Source organism: Mesorhizobium sp. M1B.F.Ca.ET.045.04.1.1, assembly GCF_003952465.1.
GTDB classification, from domain to species: Bacteria; Pseudomonadota; Alphaproteobacteria; order Rhizobiales; family Rhizobiaceae; genus Mesorhizobium; species Mesorhizobium shonense.
On record NZ_CP034448.1, the window covers coordinates 2781256 to 2797880 of the forward strand.

Sequence of the window (16625 nt, forward strand, 5' to 3'; positions counted from 1 at the left end):
GCGTCAGCGCTGGCCAGATCGTCCTGACGAAGATCGGCGCTTGGAACAAGTCGGGCGCTTCCAGCCAGGCCGTCATTCTCAGCGAGTTCGTGCCGATCGAAGGCCAGCATATCCGCATCGGCGGCAGCGCGGTCGCGCAAGAGCTGTTCGACGGCGTGCTGACGTTCGGTACCAATGGTGCCAATCTGGCGATCAGCGCCACCGGCATCGGCGCGGGCTTTGCCGCCGGCAACAAGATCCGCATCGACACTACCGGCGCGTTCTCCGGCAATGACGGCGACTATTTGATCCAGTCGGTCAGCGCCAACCAGATCGTCCTTACGGCGCTTGTTGCGACCGATCCGTGGGCGACCACGGGCACGGCCACCGCGGCGGTGTCGGTGAGCAGGCTCGTCAGCAATGACGGCGACTACCAGATCGCGTCGGTCTCTGAGGACGGCAAGACGATCACCCTGACCCAGACCGGCTCGTGGGCCGCCGCCGGCGCGACCGCCGGCCCGGCCGTGCTGAGCGACCTTTCCGAACGCTTCATCTTCGAAGGAACCGTGAAGTACGGCCAGGAGACCAGTCCGCAATCCTTCCCCGGCCAGTTCCTCGACCGGGGGCTGACCGGCGCCCAGGAAGGCTGGCTCTCCGAGGGCTTCCTTGAGGGCATGTGGGTTCGGATATCGGACCTCAATGGCGGCCATCCGGATGTTGAGGCCAAGATTCAGCTCATCCGCGGCGACAACGCCGGCAAGGATGCGAAGCTCCAGTTGATCCACGTCATGATCGACGGCGTGGAACAGACGCTGAGCTCGACCTGGCTGGGCGACGCCACGGCGGACAACGTGCGCGTTGTGCGCATCGCGCCCGAGGTGGTGTTCACCGGCGGCGACGCCTCGGCTCCCGATGCCTGGCACGAGTTGCAGACCGTGGAGCTCGCGGCCGACGCGGACTACATCGTCCCGCCGACCCGCGACGGCGTGAAGGTCTTCCCGGTCTCCACCCATCTTCTGTCCAAGCTGCGCGGCCCGTTGGCCGTCGAGGGCGGCCCGACCGGCGCCGACCGTTCGCTGACCGCGGGCGTCAAGCTGCCGGGCGAGAAGGATACTTTCCTGATTGCCATCGGCGCGCAGCCGCCGGAGAGCCAGCAGATCGACGTCCTGAACATCTTCAACGACTCCAGCCAGGCGGACGGCAACGGGGTTATGGACCAGACGACGCTGCGCGGCTTCGGCATGGCCAACGACCTCATCTTCAAGGGGCTGAGCGGCCCGCTCTACGGTGAAGCCGCGGCGGGTTCGACCCAGATCGTCGTTCCCGGCGGCATCAGCTTCGGCAAAGTGAACTACGGCTCGACCAGCGTCGGCACCGACGGCCACCAGAGCACGATCGAAGTGTTCAACCTGATGCTCGGGCAGGGCAACGACCGCCTCGACATCGGCGGCACGCTCGATCCGGCGCCGTTCGTCTCGGCCCAGAACGTGTTCAAATACAACAATGCGGACCCGGATTATCTGGGCAGCCATACTATCCGCCGGGACGGCTTCGACTGGAAGGCGCAGGGCTTCCTGCCCGGTCAGACAGTCACCATCCAGGGGGTCGCCGGAAGCTGGACCGTGATTTCGGTCGAGGACGCGTTCTATCTCGACGGAAACGGCCAGAAGGTTTCCGACGGGCACGGCGGGTACCTGCGCGATCCCAACGACAACTCGATCCTGGTGCTGAGCGGCCCGGCCCTGCCGGCCGGCCTGACGGGCGAGCGCAAGATCGTCGCTGTCGATCCGCTGGTGCTGGAGACGGTTGCCTACGATGTGGCCTATACGGCAACTGGCGGCATCCTGAAGCGCAAGGACGGCCAGAGCTGGGAGGCCCATGGCTTCCTCAAGGGTCATCTGATCAACATCGGTGGCGAGAACGGCAGCTTCGACCAGGCCAAGCAGTACCGCGTCCTGTCGATCAATGGCGACACTATGGAAGTGCTGGGCGAGCCGATCGACAGCGCCACCAATGTCAGCGCGAACATCTGGGTCCAGGGCCCGCATGGCGGGCTGACGATGGTACATGGCGGCGGCAACCTGCCGGTCCAGACCATCGGCACCTACCAGACGAAGACTTACAACAACCAGAACATCCTGACCCGGCTCGACGGCCGCAACTGGCAGGGCGACCGCTACACGGTCGGCCAGCTCATTCAGGTCGGCAGTGAGGGCGAGACCCGCGAGATCCTCGGCTTCGGCGACGCCGCCGATTACGGTATCGCGCGGCCCGCAGGTGAGTTCGCCACCTGGGGCACAGGCTCCGTTTTGATCCTTTCGGGCCCGAATTTCGGTGCAGCGGCAACCATAACCGATATCGACCTGCACCGTTCGATCCCGCAGCGCGTGGAAGTTGAGATCGAGGCGACGCTGGTGGTCGACACGCTGACGCGGGCCGCGGGCAGCTGGCTCGACGACGGTTTCGCGGCAGGGCAGGTGATCTATATCGAGGGCCTGCCGGGTGGCTTCACCGTGAAGTCAGTCACCAAGGCCGACCTGGTGCTGGACGGCGCTGCGATCCATGATTGCGTCATCGAAGACGGCAGCACGATCACCGTCTATCGGATCGACCTGAAGAAGGATTCCGGTCCGGAGGTGGGCGGTGACCACTTCGTCATCGCGCCGGCCACGCCCAACAGCGTGCTCGCCGGCCCGAACAGCCCGCTCGTGGTCTATGGCGACACCAGCCAAGACGGCGCCTGGTATTCGGGCCGATCCTACGATCGGCTTGGCCAGGAGTTCGGGCAGAAACCATTCGATCCGTTCCCGGAACTGCCAGACGAGGAGAACGAGGACAATGAGTGGGTCTTCCCGCTTGCCAACCGCTTCGTCTACTACGGCAATGACATCATCGACGCTCATGCGTTGTTCGCCAATCTCTACGACCAGAACGGCAACCTGACCGGCAATCTGCCGAGCGTGGGCTTCACCGCCTATGGCGGAGCCGGCAACGACCTGATCATCGGCAGCCAGGCTGGCGATCATCTGGCGGGCGGCTCCGGCGACGACACTATACTCGGGCAAGGCGGCAGCGACCACATTTACGGCGACAGCGGCTTCAACGTGGACATTCTGACCCGCGCGCTGCATGTGGCCACGTCCGACAATAGCCCGGCGCCGACCATCGATCCGCGGCTGGGCGCCAGCGATCAGACCTTCAAACCGGTCAAGGTCGAGACGCCGATGCGCGACGACATGGCCGCCGGCAACGACTTCCTTGACGGCAATGGCTCCCTCAACAAGGACTTGCCCAACATCATCTTCGGCGACCACGGCGTCGTGAAGCAGTGGGTGGACGATCCCAACCTGCCTCCGGTCCTGCTGCAGAAGATTCAGACGACAAACCTGTCGACTGTGATCGAGATCAGCACGGCCGAGCCGCAGAACGGCGGCGACGACATCATCTTTGGCAGCGATATTCCCGACATTTTGATCGGCGGCAGCGGCAACGACATGCTCGACGGCCGTCAGGACGACGACCTGATTTTCGGCGACAATGTCAAGTTGACCCGCAACGGCGGCGACGATGGCAACCTGCTGGACGACATCCAGAACCTCCGCTTCCAGACGCTTGCCGGCACGTTGATGTATTCGCGCACCGACCGGCCGGTCCCAGCCGGCGTTGATCCTGGCTATGCCTATGACGCGACGGGTGCCAACTCGTTGACCGAGTACACATCGGGCAGGCTGCTGACCGATGGCATTGCACGCAACTACCGCGATCCGACGGGTCCGGAGTGGTGGGCGGAATACAAGATCGACTATGCCCAGTATCACACCTTCGCCATCAACAATGGCGATGCAGGTGTCGGCAGCTTCGGTAACGACTACATCGCCGGCGGTGCGGGCAATGACGAGATCTTCGGCCAACTCGGGTATGACGTGATCCAAGGTGACGGTTCGATCGACTCCGCGGTCATGGGCACTGCCCATGTCGGCGCCGCGCGCAAACCGGTGCGGCTGGCCAATCTTAACGGCTCTGGCATCGACGACCCGGCAGGCGCGCTCTTCGTGGTGCCGAGCTTCGAGGCCGCCAGCGATGGTCAGGACTATATCGAGGGCGGCGGCGGCCGGGACGTCATCTTCGGCGGCCTCGGCCAGGACGATCTGGTCGGCGGCTCTTCGGACTTCTTCAGCCTGACGACTGCCGACAACCGCCCAGACGACATGGACTGGATCTTTGGCGGCGCCGGGCTCCGGATCGCCCGCAACGACGGTTTCGATCCGCTGGCGGGCAAGACGTCTACTGCAACCACCTACGGCAATGACATCGTCACGATCTCGGACGGCACGACATTCGCGAGTAAGCACGGCCGTGATTCCGATGCTATCGTGGGTGACAATGGCGACATCATCCGCATCGTCGGCATCAATCACACCGACGTGAATCCGCATCCCGAAACCAATCCGTTCGGGCAGAATTACGTCACCTTCAACTACGACAACTACGGCGGCGAGAAGATCGTTGTCCGCGGTATCCGGCTGCTCGACTACACGCCGGGCGGACCCGACTTCAAGCCGGAGGACTTCTCGCTGGTGGATCCGGCGACGACCCCGACGACTGCAGACGACGACATGCGACCCATGTTCTCGCTCTGCTGCTGCGATCCCCACACCGGGATCTGGGCTCGCGTCGACATTGGCGGCAACGATGAAATCCACGGCGAGACTGGTGACGACTTCGTCTATGCCGGCGGCGGCGGCGACGTCGTCTTCGGTGATGCCGATGACGACGATATCATCGGCGGCTGGGGCTCCGACTGGATTTCCGGCGGGACCGGCATCGACGGCATCCTTGGCGACGATGGACGCATCTTCACCAGCCGCAACACAGCAAACCCGGCCGCTGCCGAAAACCTCTATGGCGTCCTGGCTCTGCGCGCCACGGACCCCGACACCAGGACCAGCCAGGGCGACGTGTTGAACGAGGTGATCCGTACACCGGGCGACGTCCAGGTTGAAACGATCAACGTGGCGGGCGCGCTGACGAAGTCGGTCGACCTCACTCCGTTCAACCTGACTGCAATTGAAATGGGGGCGGCCGATCCGTTCCTCTCTAACCAGCAGTTCGCGGACGACGTCATTTTCGGCGGCCTCGGCCAGGATTTCCTGCATGGCGGTTCCGGCGACGATGCCATCAGCGGTGCGGAAGCGCTCGGCGAATCCTATGCTCCGCGCTTCGACAACCTCGGCAACTTCGTCGGGCTGATCCGCACGGACTTCAGCCGGCCTTACAACCCCGGCGACATATTGCACTTCGGCTCCGGCGATCCGCATTGGAACGAACCCAAGCCCGTGCAGAGCAGGACCGGCGAGTTCTTCCTCTACAATGAGTATGATCCACGCCGTGTGATCTTGTTCGATGGTGCCGCGGGGCACGTCTGGGATGGGCCGACCGCCGCCAACGGCGGGCTGCCTCCCATCAACCAGGACGGCATCACCGGCGGAACTGAATTGCTGCAGTATTTCCTCAACTGGCGCAGTGACGAGGGCGTCAGCGTGCTCGGTTATGTTGCATTCAAGCCCGACGGACAGACACCCGATCCGACCGTGCCGCAGCAATACCGTCAAAGCGACGGGGACGACCGCATCTTCGGCGATCTGGGCAACGACTGGATCATCGGCGGCACGGGTCGCGACCACATCTATGGCGGCTTCGGCAACGACCTGATGAACGCCGATGATTATCTGGGCACGATCAATCCGAACCCGCCCAATGCCAATCCAGGTCAGTTGCCGCTGCATGGCACCGACGAAAGCCCGGATACGCATTGGAGCTATGAGGATCGGGTGTTCGGCGGCGCAGGTCTCGACATCCTGATCGGCAACACCAAGGGCGACCGCCTGATCGACTGGGTGGGCGAGTTCAACAGCTACATCGTGCCGTTCGCACCCTTCGGCATCGCGACGGTCAGCCGGCAGGTGCCGCCGCATCTGTTCGACTTCCTCTACGCCCAGGCTTTCGGGGACGGCGTGGACATCACTCGCTACACCGATACTGGCACGTCGAACCACAACCAGAAATACTCGAACGTGACGACCATGCAGGGCGGCATCGACGGCGAGATAGGCCTGGTGACGCAGCAGGATCACGGTTACTGGCAGAACCAGACCGGTGGGCCTACCGACCCGCAGGCCGGCAACGTACCTGGCGGGCGGCGCGACGTGCTGCGCACGGCGACCTTCAACGACGGCACGCTCGACGTGTTCGCGGCCGACCAGGGCAAGTTCGCGGTGTCCAACGCCGCGATGTCGGTGCAGTCCAACACCGGGACAGACCAGGCGGCGGCGGTGTTCTATGCCGACCAGTATCTACCGGTGTATTTCGAGGTTTCGGCGAAGATCACCGCCGAGAAGCCTCTCGCCGGCTGGAAGGCAAATACCTACATCATCTTCGACTACCAGTCGCCGACCGACTTCAAATATGCCGGCATCAATGTCTCGACCAATCAGATCGAGATGGGCTACCGCGACGCGAGCGGTTGGCATCAGCTCGTCAAGTCGAACAAGCCCGTTCAGTTGAAAGCAGGCACGGCTTACGACGTGCTCGTCGCGGTCAATGGCACAAACGTGACCGTGTCGGTGGCCGGCGTTAACCAGTTCAGCTACACCTTCGCGCCTCGCATCGAGAATGGCGAGCCGCAGGGGCTGAACAAGGGCATGATCGGTGTTGGCAACCAAGGCGCCAAAGGCACGGTCGACAACTTCACCTTGCAGATACTGCCGCCCGAGCTGACGCTGGATTACACCGACCAGTTCGACAACGCGCAGGGGCGCTTCCCGCTTGCCGGGACCCCAGGCTGGACGTTCAGCAACGGCAGGCTGATAGCCAACGGCGGAGCCGCCGCTAATACGTTCAAGCTCGGCACGTCGCTGGACGCAGACTCGTATCTGGAAGTCGAAACCAAGCTGTCGACTGTCTCGACGGGCGGGATCGTGTTCGACCGCTACGCGGCGAACGACTACAAGTTCGTTACGCTCGACGTCGTCAACGACAAGGTGGTGGTCGGTCATGTCAGCCCGAAGGGCGGCCTGACGATCGACGCGAGCTTCAGCAAGACCCTCGACGCAGGCGTCGACTATTCGCTGAGGCTCGTCTTCAAGGGCGCCTCGGTCAGCATCCAGGTCAATGGAGGTCTCGTCGGCACCTACGGATACAACTCGGTGCTGGTGGACGGCCAGATCGGCCTGATGACCGGCAGCGGCGCGACCTCGTTCGACCGCTTCCAGCTGCGTACGAACGATCTGTTCTTCAACACTGCCTCCAACCTGATGGCGGCCTCGTCCGGAACGACCACGAACGCGGTTAACCTGACAGCCGGGGCGCCGGTCAATGCCCTGCTTGACCAGGCGGTCACGGTATTGAAGGCGAGCGGACGTTTTGACGATGAGCAGATTGCGTCCCTATCCGACATCACCATTGACATTGTCCAACTCGACGGCCGCACCCTCGGACGTTACGAGGACGGCACGGTGTTCCTGGACACCGATGCCGCCGGCAATGGCTGGTTCGTCGACCTGACGCCGGCAACCGCCGAGGAATTCACCTGGCGCGATGGCAAGCTGGTTGCTGTTAGCGGCGGCGCGGCCGATGGCCGTATCGACCTTCTCTCGGTGCTGATCCATGAGCTTGGCCACGGTCTTGGCCTCACCCATGACGACGGTGTCTCCGGCGGCCTGGGCACGGTGATGGGTGAGGTGCTGGCAGTCGGCGAGCGGCGTCTGCCGACCGTCGATGCCGATGCCGGCCTCAGCGTCACCGCCTTCTTCGACGAAGGGCTTGGCGGTTTCGTCAGCGGCTCGGCAGGCGGGAACGAGGAGAGGGCAGCAAGCATCGCACTGCCTCGACCTGTCGCGACCGTGTCGACGGGCAGGGCAGCCTCGCCAAATGGCAGCAAGTCGTCCGACGGCGGCGCGACAGGCTTCTTCGACGAGCAGAGCGGTGTGTTCGTGGAGGCGTCGGAGTTCGAGCTGATGCGGTTCGCCAAGATCGGCGGCAACAGTGCGGACGACACCTATGTGGTTGTCGAAGAGAACAACGACAACCATCGAGACGCCACTCCTGAGTCATCTCGCCATGGTGACGATGGCATCGAGGAACTTGGTGGCATGATCGAGTGGGAGGCCCGTACCGGCCTGCTGCAGAGACTGGCCGGGCTGTTCAGCAGGTCATAGGACGCGAGTAAGAACGAGGTATGCCCGGCGAATGAATGAAATGCTGAAGGGCCCGACGCCGGGCCAGGCGGGTTCAGCTTCAGGAACGGTGAGCTTCGCCGTTCTTGACCAAGCCTTGTGGCAGAAGTTTCGCAACGCCGCAGGGCCAGAGGAATTCGTGGAAGCGTGGCTGGCGCTTCTTTGCCGGCAAGTTCCGGGTGTGGTGGCCGGTGTGGCCGTGCTTGGCGAGCCGGATGTCGGTCCATTCACTCCGGTGGCATGGTGGCCCGACAAGGATGTGGTCGGCGTCAGCCTCTCGGCCATAGCCGAGAAGTCGCTCGTCCAGCGTCAGGGTGCCGTCACCGGCGGCGGCGGTCCGGATGGAGCGCAGGCGGTTCGGCAGATTGCCCAACCTCTCATCGTGGACGGGCGGATCTACGGCGTGTGCGCGGTCTCCTCGGTTGGGGATGAGATTGGCGCCGGCGAGACGCTGCGTCGCATGCAGTGGGCCGCAGGCTGGATGGAAGTCCTGCTGCGGCGCCAGATGCAGGCCGACGACCAGGAAGCGCGCGAGCGCAGTCGCATCGCCTTCGACATGCTGGCGACCGTGCTCGACAACAATGGCATCACCGCCGCAAGCACGGCCCTGGTCACTGAGCTTGCGCTCAGGCTCGACTGCGACCCGGTCAGCGTCGGCTTTGTCCGGCATCGCCGCTGTTCTGTCGCGGCTGTCTCCCATGCGGCGGATTTCTCGAAGAAGATCAACCTGATAAAGGATATCGCGGCGGCGATGGACGAGGCTGTAGACCAGCGCAGCATCGTGCTTCATCCTGCGAGGGAAGGCTGGGAATACCGCGTCAGCCGCGAGCACGAAGAACTTGCCAGGGAACACAAGACCGGTGGCGTGCTTACCGTGCCGCTGCAGTTCGACCACCAATCGATCGGCGCTATCACCTTCATCAAACCGGCAGGACGGGAATTCGACGAGGCTGAGGTCGATCTATGCGATGCGGTGGCGGCTGTCGTCGGGCCGGTGCTGGAGGAAAAGCGCCGCAACGATCGCAACATCCTCGTCAAGATATGGGAAGCATCCGCCAGACAGGTCGAGCGGTTGCTCGGCCCCCGCTACTTCGGCCGCAAGCTCGCCACAGTCTGTTTTGCCGCTGCCGCGGTCTGGCTCAGCCTGGCCACCACGAACCATGCCGTTACGTCGCCAGCCATCGTCAGGGGCACGATCCAAAGAACGATCGTGGCACCATTCAACGGCTATGTGGCCAGCGAAAACGTCCGCGCCGGCGAGACGGTGAGGAAAGGTGACACGCTCGCCCAGCTCGACGACCAGGACCTTTCCTTCGAGCGATTGAGGCTCTCCACTTCGCGCCAGCAGCGGATGACCGAATACGACCGCGCGCTCGCCAAGTATGATCGCGCGGAGGCGGCGATCATCAAGACCCAGATCGAACAGGCGGAGGCGCAACTGAAGCTCATCGACGAGCAACTGAGGCGCACCCGTCTCGTCGCGCCCTTCGACGGTTTCGTGGTCCAGGGCGACCTGAGCCAGTCGATCGGGGCTGCTGTCGAAAGGGGGCAGGAATTGTTCCGGATCGCGCCCCTCGACACGTACCGCGTTGTCATCGATGTCGACGAGAGCGATATCGGCGACATCGCGCTTAACCAGGCGGGCGTGCTGCGCGTGGCCTCCCTGCCGCAGGAGCCCATGAGCTACCGCATCGAGCAGATCACCGCGCTTTCCATGCAAAAGGACGGCCGGAACTTCTTCCAAGTGGAAGCTGCCCTTGATCACCCGAGCCCGCGGCTCAGGCCGGGCATGGAGGGTATCGCAAAGACGGCGATTGACCGGCGCCTGCTCGTGACGAGCTATGCCGGCAAGATGGTGGACTGGGTCTACCTCGTCCTGTGGCGTTGGCTGCCTTAGGTTGAGCCGATGGAACAGTCCTACCTCAGCTCGTCCTGGTATCGGGTCTCCGGCCTGAGGCTCAGGCTGCGCAGTCACGCCCGCATCCACAGGGCGATCTTTCGCGGCCAGCTCTGGTATGTGCTGCAAGACAGAACGTCCGGCCGCTTCCACCGGTTCACGCCCGAAACCTGGTTCATCATCAGCCTGCTCGACGGCAGGCGGACGATCCAGGAAATCTGGGAAATGGCCTGCGCGCAACTCGAGGACAAGGTGATGACTCAAGACGAGGTCATCCACCTTCTCGGACAACTGCACACGACTGACGTGCTGTTCGGCGACGTGCCGCCCGACATCGGAGAACTCGCCGATCGGGGTAAGAAGCAGCGGGACCGCAAGCTCATCATGAGCTTCATCAATCCGCTTGCCTTGCGCTTCGGCCTGATCGACCCCGACAAGTTTCTGCAGGCGACCTTGCCGCTGATTAGGCCGCTGTTCTCCTGGGTCGGGGCGCTCGGCTTCTGCCTCCTGTTCGGCTATGCATTGGTGCTTGCCGGGGTGCATTGGAGGGCGCTCACCAAAGACGTCACCGATCGCGTGCTGTCGGCGGAGAATCTGATCCTGTTGCTCATCGCCTTTCCTATGATCAAGGCGGTGCATGAGCTGGGCCATGCCTATGCGGTAAAGCGGTGGGGCGGCACCGTCCATGAAATCGGTGTGATGCTGCTCGTCTTCATGCCGGTGCCTTACGTCGATGCATCCGACAGCCTCGCCTTCCAGAACAAATGGCACAGGGCTATTGTCGGCGGTGCGGGAATACTGGTCGAGATCGTACTCGCCGCGCTGGCGCTGATTGTCTGGGTCAACGCGGAGCCTGGGCTGGTTCGGGCCTTCGCCTTCAACGTGATGCTGATCGGCGGCGTGTCGACGCTTGTCTTCAATGGCAATCCGCTGCTCAAGTTCGACGGCTACTACGTACTCTCCGACATTATCGAGATTCCGAACCTCGCCAGTCGCGCCAATGCTTATCTCGGCTATCTGGTTCAGCGCTACGCGTTCCAGATACGCTCGGCCACTTCCCCCGTCACGGCGTCGGGGGAGGCGGGCTGGCTCTTCTTCTATGGGTTCGCCGCGTTTTTTTACCGGCTTACCATTACGGCGGCGATCGTCACCTTCGTCAGCCGGCAGTTCTTCATAGTAGGAACGCTTATCGCTGTGTGGGCGGTCATCTTGATGCTTGGCGTGCCGATCGCGAAGGGGATGTGGTTCCTGTTGGTCAACCCGGCGCTCCGACACAATCGCGGCCGCGCCTTGGGTGTAGTTGCAGGCACGGTCGCCGCGCTTGCGGTGGTACTGTTTCTGGTGCCGTTGCCGCATTCAACGATCGCGCAGGGAATCGTCTGGTTGCCCGGCAACGGCATCGTCAATGTCGGGGCCGATGGCGTCGTGAAGGAGATTCTGGCCGCTCCCGACAGCGAGGTGGCGCAGGGCATGCCTCTGGTCAGGCTGGAGGATCCGCTGCTTGCAGCCAAGGTCGAGTTGCTGACGATCCGCGTCCGGGAACTGAAGGTGAGGCTGGCCAAGCAGGATATAGCCGATGAAGCCAATTCCCTCATTGTCAAAGAAGAGCTGCGGCTGGCAGAGGCCGATCTTGCCCTGGCCGCGGACAGGCAGAAGTCGCTTACCGTACGCAGCCAGGCTTCCGGGACCTTCATACTGCCAGGCGCGACCGACCTTGTCGGACGCTTCCTGCATCGCGGCGAGACGGTCGGCTACGTCGCCGAATTCAACCATCCGCTGATCCGGGTCGTCGTGCCGGAGGACGAGGCGGATCTGGTGCGCAGCCAAACCCGGGATGTCAGAGTGAGACTGGTCGGCGATATGTGGCGAGCCGTTCCGGCCAGCATGATCCGGGAAGTGCCAGCGCTGAGCGACTCGCTGCCGAGCGCCGCCCTGAGCACTGTCGGCGGCGGCACGATCTCGCTTGATCCCACCGATCCAAAGCAGCGCCGCGTGGTCGCCAATCTCCTCCATCTCGACTTGCGCCTGGATGAGGATCGGACAATTCCGCGCATCGGCAGCCGCGTCTACGTGCGTTTCTCATATGGGGCGGAACCGCTTGTAGGACGTCTCTATCGAGGCGTCAGGCAGGTATTTCTGCGTGTTTTTCAGATATAACTTTAGGAACGTCGTATAATTCAGGTCTAATAAGCGGCGCGCTGAAGTTGTTGTGATATTCCTGGGACGACGATGCGATTATGTGCTCGTCGGAGCAATCCTGCTTGAAAGAACGATCAATGATCGGTAGAGCCGGCTACATAAGAGCCGGCTACATATATGACCCCAGAAGCGGTCGCGCAGATGAACTATGGTCCCTTTTGTCATCAGACCTTTGTCTGATGACGTAGGACCAATGACCACAAAATACATCGCCTCTTTGGACGTGATCCAAGTGTTAATCATTAATCATATTCTTTCGAAAATCTGACTGGACATCAAAGCCATGACAGTGTTCTCTGCTTACCAGGGGGAAGCCGGGCGGCGGAATAAGTAAATATCATTTTAGGCTGCAGATGGCGTCGGGATCCTCCTTGGATTAACAAGGGAGTGTTTCATGACTACACAATTGCTTTTCTATCAAAATGCAACGCCGGTCAGTGCCGAGCGCCACAAGGACCTCGCCGTGAAGGCAGGGGTAAGCTATCGTTTCGCCAGCAGCGTCAATTCCGTACCGCTCACCGCCGTCGAGTTTGCCCAGGCCGCGGCTGAGTATCCGATTGTCTTCGCCGGCGCCGACGATTCGGTCATGCCTGTCGTGGTGCTCGGTGCCCAGCAAACAGAGAACCTGTTCATCAACGACGAGGGTGCCTGGCAAGGTAAATACATACCGGCCTTCGTCCGCCGCTATCCTTTCGTCTTCTCCACTGACAAGTCAGGCAAGACGTTCATCCTGCACATCGATGAGAGCTTCGAAGGCTGCAACCGGGAAGGGCGCGGAGAGCGTCTGTTCGACAATGACGGCCAGCAGACGCAATATCTGAAGAGCGTTCTGAATTTCCTCCAAGACTACCAAGGGCGCTTCCAGCGGACCAAGGAGTATTGCGACAGGTTGAAAGCGCTCGACCTTCTGCAGCCCATGCAAGCTCAGTTCAACCTCAACAGCGGCGAGCGACGGTCGCTTTCGGGCTTCATGACTGTTAGCCGGGAAAAGCTGAAGGCGTTGCTCGATGCAGATCTGCTCGCCATGTTCCGCAACGACGAACTTGAGTGCACGTATCTGCATCTCCATTCGCTTCGCCATTTCGGCGACATGATCGAGCGTATCGCCACGAGGGGTGCGGCGCCCGAAATCGCGGCCGAGCCCATCGAAATAAGCAAGGAGGCATCACGGCATCCGTCCAGGACGGCTGGCCGGAACGCCAAGGTCGAGGAAGCCTCGGCATAGCCTGCTGCCATGCGAATACGAAATTGCCGATCGCCAGGGAGCGGGGCAGACACCGCGCCTTCGGCAGTTGCTCAGCCTGCGGAGTAAAGTCGGGTGAGCGAGCAAGCGCAAATGTGGTCACTGCCAGCTCTTGAACGGTATGCGGAACGGGCTGACCCGAAACAGCACTGGCTGGATCCAATCGAGGCGGTCGTCACGGCCGCCCCGAGCGCGTTTGTTAGCCGTCTGTGGCGATCGCGGGTCGGACGGTTGGTCGGCGGCGTTGCCGCGCTGGAGCCGGAACTCAAGCTGGCGTCGGATGCTCGTCTGGCGGGGCGCGCTCGCGAGATACGGGCCGCAATGCGTCGTGACGGGCTGGACGAGCAGCTTGTCGTTGCCCTCTTTGCGCTGGTGAGGGAGGTTTCCCGCAGAACCGTCGGGCTGCGGCACCACGACGTCCAGGTACTCGCGGGTCTTTCAATGATCGGGGGGCCGTCGTCGAGATGGACACGGGCGAAGGCAAGACGGTCACTGTCGCCTTGCCGGCGGCGGCCGCCGCCTTTGCCGGGATGCCTGTGCATGTTGTGACGGTGAACGAATATCTCGCGGAGCGCGATCATAGGGCGTTGTCGCCGATCTTCAGTTTTCTGGGCCTTTCGACCGGCGTCGTCACCAACGGGCTGTCGCCAGCGGAGAAGGTTGCCGCTTATGCCCGCGACATCGTCTACGCCAGTAACAAGGACATCGCGTTTGACTATCTGCGCGACCGCATCGCGCTCGGTATCCGACCGAATTTCCTCCGTACGAGGCTTAGAGAATTCGCTGGTGATGCTGATGCCAGCAAGCGTGTGGCAATGCGCGGGTTGCATTTCGCCATCGTCGACGAGGCCGACAGCGTGCTCGTCGACGAAGCGCGCACCCCGCTGATCATCTCAAGGGAGACCGACGCCAGCGAGGAACGGGAGTGGGCGCAACAGGCCTTCCGGATGATCGAGGACCTGGAGCCGGACCTCCACTACAGAATGCGGCCCGAGGAGCGGCGGATCGAGCTGACCGATGCCGGACGAGCTTGCCTCGAGGACAAAGGTCGGGCGGTGGGCGGCATCTGGCTGAATCGCATCCGGCGCGAGGAAGGAGCTCGCCAGGCGCTGTCGGCCACGTACATCTTCCGGAAGGGCGAACACTATCTCGTCCAGGACGGCAAGGTGCAGATCGTCGATGAATACACCGGCAGGATCATGCCCGACCGGTCCTGGAGCGACGGGCTGCACCAACTGATCGAATTCAAGGAGGCATGCGAGACAACGAGCCGGAAGCTGCCGATGGCTCGCATGACCTATCAACGCTTCTTTCGGCGCTATCTTACGCTGTGCGGTATGACCGGGACCGCGCGTGAAGTAACGGGTGAACTGTGGTCGGTCTATCGGCTCGGCGTCGTTCGCATTCCGCCGAACGTGCCATCAAGGCGTCGAGATTTCGGCGCCACCATCTGCGCCAATCAGGACGAAAAGTGGCGCTGCATCGTCGAACGCGTGAGGGCGTTACACTCCAGCGGCCGGCCGGTGCTGATCGGCACGCGCTCGGTGCTCGCCTCCAAGCAGCTCAGCCGGTCCCTGATGGAGGCAGGGCTCGAACACGAAGTACTCAACGCGGAGAACGTCGCGCGCGAGGCCGGCATCATCGCGGAGGCTGGACGCCGCGGCCGCATCACCGTGGCCACCAACATGGCTGGCCGTGGCGTCGATATCGCCGTCGACCCCGATCTTCTCGACGATGGCGGCCTCCATGTCATATTGAGCGAATTGCATGATGCGGGTCGCATAGACCGCCAGATGCAAGGGCGAACCGCAAGGCGCGGCGAGCCGGGCACAACCGAGACGGTGCTTTCCATGGAGGACCCGCTGCTCGAACTCTTGCCGGCACGCCTGCCACGATCGCCGCGATTCGGTCGGGTGCTCTTTCATCTGGCTCAGCGTCGCGCCGAGCGCGCTCACAGGCGGGACCGCAGGAATCTGCTCGCGCAGGACGGGCGGCTGGGTATGCTCCTGGCATTCTCGGGGGGGAAAGAGTGATGTCGGCAAGGTCGTCGGTTCGGCGAGTGAGGCTCACCGCGGCGAAGGCTCCTCACCCCCGGCGATCTTCCGACAGCGAAGGAATGGAACCCGGTGGATTGGCTCGGGCAGTGGCGTGGCGGTTGGCCGCGGGGCTGATCTTCGGGATTTCGGCCGCGGCTTCGGCGGCGGCCGAATCGTTCGACTGCGTCATTGATCCCGCAATCGTCGTCAAGGTCGGCAGCCAAGTTCCGGGCCTGCTTGATTCCGTCATTATCAACCGCGGCGACAGGGTCACCGCCGGCGAAGCGATCGCGACGCTGTCGTCGAAAGTAGAGTCTGCGACGGTGGCGCTGATGACGGTGCAGGCAGGGAGCACAAGCGAGATCGAGGCGCAGAAGGCGCGCCTGGACCTCGCGCAAAACAAGCTGTCGCGTGTCGAGGAACTGGTAAAGCGCAACATATCAGCGAAGAGCGACCTCGATGCCGCGATTGCGGAGGCGGAGGTGGTGAAACGGGAGTTGGCGCTCGCGGAGATGCGCAAGCGCGCTGCGGAACTGGAGCTCACTCGGGCGCAGGCCGTGCTCGAACAGAAGACCATCCGAAGCCCGATCACCGGTGTCGTGATCCAGCGGTCGCTCTCCAAGGGAGAGTATCTCGATCAGGATGGACAACTCGCCACGATCGCCCAGCTCGACCCTCTGTTTGTCGAGACCTTCCTCCCCGTGAGCAAGTTCGGCAGCATCAAGGTGGGCATGCCGGTAATGGTCAGGCCTAACGAACCGATCGCCGGCACGTATGAGGGGACCGTCAAGGTTGTCGATTCGGTGTTCGATGCCGCCTCCAGCACGTTCGGTGTGCGTGTGGAGCTTTCCAATACCGGCCAAAAGCTTCCTGCCGGCCACCGCTGCAGGGTTTCATTCGACGGTACGGCGGATTGAGTGCTGATTTCAAAGTCTCGCGAAGCAGCCCAGCGAAACAAGTGAACATCGCGCCGCAATCCTACCAGCCAGCATCGCGTGCGAGCAGTCATTCGGCTAAAGTTCGAAAGCAGGCGACGG

6 protein-coding genes and 1 pseudogene (1 of these 7 running past the window's edge) are annotated in these 16625 nt (G+C 62.6%); all 7 read left to right on the forward strand.

The window, feature by feature from the left end; genetic code table 11:
* Positions 1-8195, forward strand: partial view of a hypothetical protein gene (locus EJ071_RS13460; protein ID WP_245460222.1) — the final stretch only. It extends 26545 nt beyond the left edge of the window; 8195 of the gene's 34740 nt are visible here — the last part of the coding sequence; the start codon falls outside the window, past its left edge; its stop codon occupies positions 8193-8195.
* Between the two features lie 31 nt (positions 8196-8226).
* The gene (locus EJ071_RS13465) at positions 8227-10110 is read left to right on the forward strand and encodes an efflux RND transporter periplasmic adaptor subunit (protein WP_126098305.1); all 1884 of its coding nucleotides are present in this window, start codon (positions 8227-8229) and stop codon (positions 10108-10110) included.
* A 9-nt stretch (positions 10111-10119) separates the two neighbouring features.
* Positions 10120-12267 (forward strand): M50 family metallopeptidase, encoded by a 2148-nt coding sequence (locus tag EJ071_RS13470; RefSeq protein WP_126098306.1) that lies wholly within the window; start codon positions 10120-10122, stop codon positions 12265-12267.
* A 436-nt stretch (positions 12268-12703) separates the two neighbouring features.
* Positions 12704-13534 carry a SapC family protein gene (locus tag EJ071_RS13475; RefSeq protein ID WP_126098307.1) on the forward strand — a complete coding sequence of 277 codons (831 nt, stop codon included), beginning with the start codon at positions 12704-12706 and terminating at the stop codon, positions 13532-13534.
* Between the two features lie 111 nt (positions 13535-13645).
* Positions 13646-14868: pseudogene (locus EJ071_RS40240) on the forward strand (DEAD/DEAH box helicase); the annotation flags it as partial.
* A 21-nt stretch (positions 14869-14889) separates the two neighbouring features.
* Positions 14890-15585, forward strand: coding sequence for a hypothetical protein (locus EJ071_RS40245; protein WP_348628159.1), 696 nt, complete (start codon positions 14890-14892; stop codon positions 15583-15585).
* Positions 15586-15707: 122 nt separating this feature from the next.
* Positions 15708-16505, forward strand: a complete 798-nt coding sequence (locus EJ071_RS13485) for an efflux RND transporter periplasmic adaptor subunit (protein WP_189521457.1) — start codon at positions 15708-15710, stop codon at positions 16503-16505.
* Positions 16506-16625 lie beyond the last annotated feature (120 nt).